A 5,061-nucleotide genomic window follows, 5' to 3' on the forward strand; every position below is an offset into this window, starting at 1 on the left:
GGGGTGGGGCGGGGGCGGCGGTGAGCCGGGCCGGCGCACCGGCGGGGCTCACCGCCGCCGCGCCGTCACACCGTGGCCCGCTCCTTCGCCGCGGCCCGCCCGGATGCGGGAGCGTCCAGGCGGACCACCACCGTGCTGTGGAACCGGTGCACGGCGTCGTCGACACTGCGGATGAAGCCGGACTCCGCGTTGCCCCGGCCGCTTCCCATGCCCTTGAAAAGGGACAGGCGGAAACCGGTGATCCGAGTGGCGCCGTCCTTGGGGAGCAGGTCCCCCGGTTCCGGGCGGAGCCGCTCCAGCGTGCCCCGGGGGCCGCCCGTCTGGCCGTCCACCAGGGTTTCGACGTGCAGGTCCGCCGGTGCCTCGGCGAGCTGCCGGACCAGGCGCTTGACCCACGTCAGGGGATAGCCCTGCTCGGGGGCCGGGATCTCCACGGACGTACGCAGCTTGGCGGTGCGCAGGTCGGCGCTGACGGTGAGCAGGCCGGGGGCGCCCTCGACGCGCAACTCCGCGTGCAGCCGGCCCTCCAGGCACAGCTGGTCGGCCAGGCGGGCGCGGCGGGCCCCGGGGTCGGTGCCGCGTCGGGTGCGCTGGGCGGGCAGCACCTTCTGCCCGAGTTCGCCGCCCAGCCGCAGGCACACCTGGCGGATGAGCCGCTCCCAGCTCTCCACCACCTCCAAGGCGCGCGGGTCGCCCTGGCAGAGGGTCTCGTCGTCGATTCCGTTGCGCACCGGCACCCAGGCCGAGCCCATGTTCTGGAAGCCGTGGCAACCGGAGTTGTCGTGCTGGAGGTAGTGCAGGAGGTCCTGGAGCAGCCAGGTGCGGGCCGCGTTGCCGACGCCCTCGTGCCGGATCAGCATCTGGGCCTGATGGGCGACTTCGGCCCAGGACAGGTGCCAGAGCGCCACCTGGTGCTTGCGCCGCCGGTCGACCTTGACGTCGACCAGCGGACTGCCCTCCAGCGCGACGTCGTTCGACAGCGTGATCACGGCTTCGTAGCCGCGCCGGGCGGCGATGTCCATGTAGGCCTGGACCTGCTCGGACTTGAGGGCGTTGCCGTTGGTCTTGGTCTCGACGAGTGCCGTCCACAGCTTGCCGGCGCGCTCGACGCGGATCACTCCGTCGGGGCGCCTGGGCGTGTCACCGTGCGGCAGGGAGACCTCGGTGAACGTCTCCATGCGGCCGGACGGCGCACCGAACGGGGCGGTGATCCGCCTTCCGAACCGGGGTACCTGGGCCATCACCGACAACAGGACCGAGGTGGCGCGCATCTCCCGGTCCCGGTCGCCCTTGAGCGCCGAGACCGGAAAGAGCCGCGCCGGCCTCCAGGTCTCGTTCTCCGCCAGGCTCTTCGCGGGCGCCCTGGGCGGCGTGACCCTCTTCTTCGCGGTCCGGGGCCGGGCCGTCCTCTTCGGGGCGGCTTCCTCGTCGGCCGGCGGGCGCGGTGCCGGGACGGCCTCCAGCGCCGGCTGCGGCCGGGCGTCGGGAGGGACGGCGGTGGAGGTCTCCTCCGCGACCGGCGCCGCGGACTCCGCTTCGTCGTCCTCGATGTCGTCCTCGATGTCGACGCCGAAGTCCGTCGCCAGCCCGGCCAGCCCGCTCTCGTACCCCTGCCCGACCGCCCGGAACTTCCACTCCTCCCCCCGCCGGTAGAGCTCACCGAAGATGATCGCGCTCACCGGACCGGCGTCCTCGATGACGAACCGGAGGAGGCTCTCGCCCACGGCGTCGGCCAGCGTCACCCGCAGGTCGTGCAGCTCCCCGAAGCGCGCCCCCTCGTACCGGCTCGCGGCCACGACGATCCGCTCCACTTCGGCCGGGACCGCGGTCAGGTCGAAGCTGATCCGGTCCTCGCTGCCGTCCCCCGTCGGCTCCTTGCCGAGGAGCTGCACGCTGCCGTCGGCGGCCACCGGGTTGTTGTAGAAGTAGAAGTCGGCGTCGCTGCGTACCTTGCCGTCCGCGCCCAGCAGCAGGACGGACACGTCGGCGTCGCCCTCACCGGTCGGGCTGGACCAGCCCAGGCTGACGATCGCGGATCCGGTGTTCTCGCTCAGGGCCGTCAGAGACACGTTCGAGCCCATGGTCATGTCGCGCACAGAGATTTCCCCCCACCCTTGCGACACCTGTGACGTGTCGCACACAGGGCACTTTAATGTGCACGCCACGTGTCTGTGGTGTGCTCATGGGTTTCCGCCCGCCGGGCCTCTGCCCATTGCCCGGGCAAACCTCTATGGCTAGCCTGTGTTCGTCATGCCGATCGCCTGTTGATATCTCGAACGTCGATATCGCCACCGCAGGCGCCTGAGAACACATAGGGAGGGGGCCGGTCGTGGGACGCCTCGTACCAGCCGTGACCCGGGCTCTCGACATTCTGGAGCTCTTCCTCGACGGGGACGGGACGCTCTCCGCCCCCGACATCGTGCGCAAGCTCCAGCTGCCGCGCACGACCGTGCACGAGCTGGTGACCACGCTCGCCGCCCGGAAGTACATCGTCCCCGTGCCCGGCCAGCCCGGACGCTACCGGCTCGGCGTGCGCCCGTACCAGCTCGGTGCCCGCTACTCCGAGCAGCTCGACCTCGCGGCCGAGGGCCAGCTCGTCGCCCGGTCCGTCGCCGAGACCTGCGACGAGACGGTGCACGTGGCGATCCTCGAGGACACGGACGTCATCTACATCGCCAAGGTCGACTCCACGCACGCCGTGCGGATGGTGTCGGCGGCCGGGCGCAGGCTGCCCGCCCACTGCACGTCCGTCGGCAAGATGCTGCTGGCCTCCCTCCCCGAGCACGAACTCGCCACGCGGATCCCCGACGGCGACGAGCTGGCCGCGATGACCCCCAACAGCATCACCGACCCGGCCGCCCTGCGCGAGACCCTGGCCGAGATCCGTGAGCGGGGCCTCGCCGTCGAGAACCGCGAGTCCAACCCGGACGTGAGCTGCGTGGCCGCACCGGTCCGCGACCGCACCGGGCAGGTCGTCGCCGCCCTGTCGATCTCCGTGCCCATGATCCGCTGGAGCGAGGAGCGCCGCGCCGAGCTGGAGCAGCTCGCCGCCAAGGGCGCCGCCGAGCTGTCCGAGCACCTCGGTCACCGGAGCATGGCATGACGACGACGCCGTACGAGGTCGCCGTACGGGCCGAGGCCGAACTCGGCGAGGGGCCGACCTGGGACGCGGCCACCGGCCGGCTCCTGTGGATCGACATCCTCGGCTGCCGGGTGCACACGTACGACCCGGCCACCGGGCGCCGCACGGTCCGCCGGACGGAACAGCACGTGGGCGCGGTCAAGCCGCGCGCCGACGGCGGGCTGGTGCTGAACCTGCGCGACGGGGTCGGCCTCCTCGACCCCGACGGCGGTTTCCGCTGGCTGCACCGCGATCCCGTGCCCGGCCGGCGCGCCAACGACGCGGCCGTCGCGCCGGACGGCTCGCTGTGGGCGGGCACGATGCGCTACGACGAGGCCCCCGGGGGCGGCACGCTGTCCCGGATCACCGGTGACGGATCGGCCGAGGTGGTCCTCGACGACGTGGCGGTGAGCAACGGCACGGGGTGGAGCCCCGACGGCCGGCTCATGTACTACATCGACTCCCCGACCCGGCGGGTCGATGTCTTCGACCACGCGGACGGGCGGCTGTCCGGGCGGCGGACCCTCGCGGAGATCGAGGACGGCGCGGGGTTCCCCGACGGGCTGACCGTGGACGCGGACGGTTGTGTGTGGGTGGCGCTGTGGCAGGGGTCGGCGGTGCGGCGCTACACGCCGGAGGGGCGGCTGGACCGGGTGATCGAGTTGCCGGTTCCGCTGGTCACGGCGTGTGCGTTCGGTGGGGCCGGGCTGAGTGACCTGTACATCACGACGGCCCGGGTCGGGCTGACGGAACCGCCGGCGCTGGCGGGGTCGGTGTTCGTGGTGCCGGGGGCGGGCAAGGGGATTGCCCAGCCCGCGTTCCAAGGCTGAGGTCCGCTCGTGGAGGTGGGGGCGCAACCCGGCGCTACGGGGTGCCGCTGCGCCCACCCGTGCCGCCCAGCGGCACGACTGCCCGCAGCTAAGCCAGTCCGGCGGCCTTCCGTTCCCCGGCCGTCAACGGCGGCCCGCTCAACGCCGGCCGCAGCGGCCCCACCACCGCCGCCACCATCACCGACGGCGTCAGCAGCACCCCCGCCCCCCGCTCCAGCGACGTCACGTCCGTCACCCGGCGGGCGATGCGCCCGTTGCCCGTCGCCGTGTACATCAGCCGGTCCACGTACGCCGTCACGAGCCGGTCCCGCAGCGTGGGGCCCTGCTCCGTCGCGCCCGGGTAGAACACGTCCTGCCCGATCGCCAGGTCCCAGGCCGCGCCGACCGGGCGGGACACCGCCTTCTGGATCAGCCGGGAGAGCCCGGCGGCCGCCCAGCCGTGCCGCCGCAGCGCGTCCCGCAGGAGCAGGGCGCTCTGCGCGGCGACGGCCAGGCCGTGCCCGTAGACCGGGTTGAACGCGGCGAGGGCGTCGCCGAGGACGGCGAAGTTCCGGGGCCACACCGGCATCCGCTCGTAGAAGTGCCGGCGGTTGACGGTCGTGCGGGTGAACGCCACATCGGACAGCGGCTCGGCCCGTTCGAGCAGTTCGCCGATGACCGGGTGCCGCAGGTCCTCGCGGGCGAAGCGGACGAAGTCGTCGTTCTCGGGGGACGGCCGGCCGCCCCGGGTGCCGCACAGGGTGACGATCCAGCGGCCTTCCTCGATGGGCAGCAGGAAGCCCGCCCGGCCCGGTCCGCCGTCCCGCCGGTCGGGCTGGACGTTGACGACGGGGAAGCCGTCGCGGGCCTGCTCGGGGGCGAGGTACAGGCGGCTGGCGTACGCCAGGCCCGCGTCGACCTCGCGTCGCTCCGCCGGGGGCAGGCCGAGGGCGGCCAGCCACCGGGCGGCCTGGGAGCCGCGGCCCGAGGCGTCGACGACCAGGTCGGCGGTGAGCGTCCGCTCGGGGCCTTCGCAGAGCCGGATGCGGACGCCCGTGACGGCGGCGTGCGTGCCGGTCAGGCCCACCGCCTCCGCCCGCTCGACGACCTCGATCCGCGGATCGGCCAGGA

4 protein-coding genes are annotated in these 5,061 nt (G+C 73.4%); 2 read left to right on the forward strand and 2 right to left on the reverse strand.

Features of this window, described 5'->3' with window-relative positions; genetic code table 11:
* Positions 1-65: 65 nt before the first annotated feature.
* The gene (locus tag CCL05_RS35065; RefSeq protein WP_208641684.1) at positions 66-2,087 is read right to left on the reverse strand and encodes a TerD family protein; all 2,022 of its coding nucleotides are present in this window, start codon (positions 2,085-2,087) and stop codon (positions 66-68) included.
* 242 nt (positions 2,088-2,329) lie between these two features.
* On the opposite strand from CCL05_RS35065, the gene CCL05_RS35070 reads away from it, so the two are divergent.
* Together CCL05_RS35070 and CCL05_RS35075 are read left to right on the forward strand one after the other, a co-directional pair.
* Positions 2,330-3,103 carry an IclR family transcriptional regulator gene (locus CCL05_RS35070; RefSeq protein ID WP_086564687.1) on the forward strand — a complete coding sequence of 258 codons (774 nt, stop codon included), beginning with the start codon at positions 2,330-2,332 and terminating at the stop codon, positions 3,101-3,103.
* Positions 3,100-3,951, forward strand: coding sequence for an SMP-30/gluconolactonase/LRE family protein (locus tag CCL05_RS35075; RefSeq protein WP_086564688.1), 852 nt, complete (start codon positions 3,100-3,102; stop codon positions 3,949-3,951). The genes CCL05_RS35070 and CCL05_RS35075 overlap by 4 nt, the downstream gene beginning before the upstream one ends.
* Positions 3,952-4,039: 88 nt before the next feature.
* On the opposite strand, the gene CCL05_RS35080 is transcribed toward CCL05_RS35075, so the two are convergent.
* A partial coding sequence (locus tag CCL05_RS35080) for an NAD(P)/FAD-dependent oxidoreductase (RefSeq protein WP_086564689.1) occupies positions 4,040-5,061 on the reverse strand: 1,022 nt, incomplete at its 5' end.

The sequence above is a fragment of the Streptomyces africanus genome, from assembly GCF_002150735.1.
GTDB classification, from domain to species: domain Bacteria; phylum Actinomycetota; class Actinomycetes; order Streptomycetales; family Streptomycetaceae; genus Streptomyces; species Streptomyces africanus.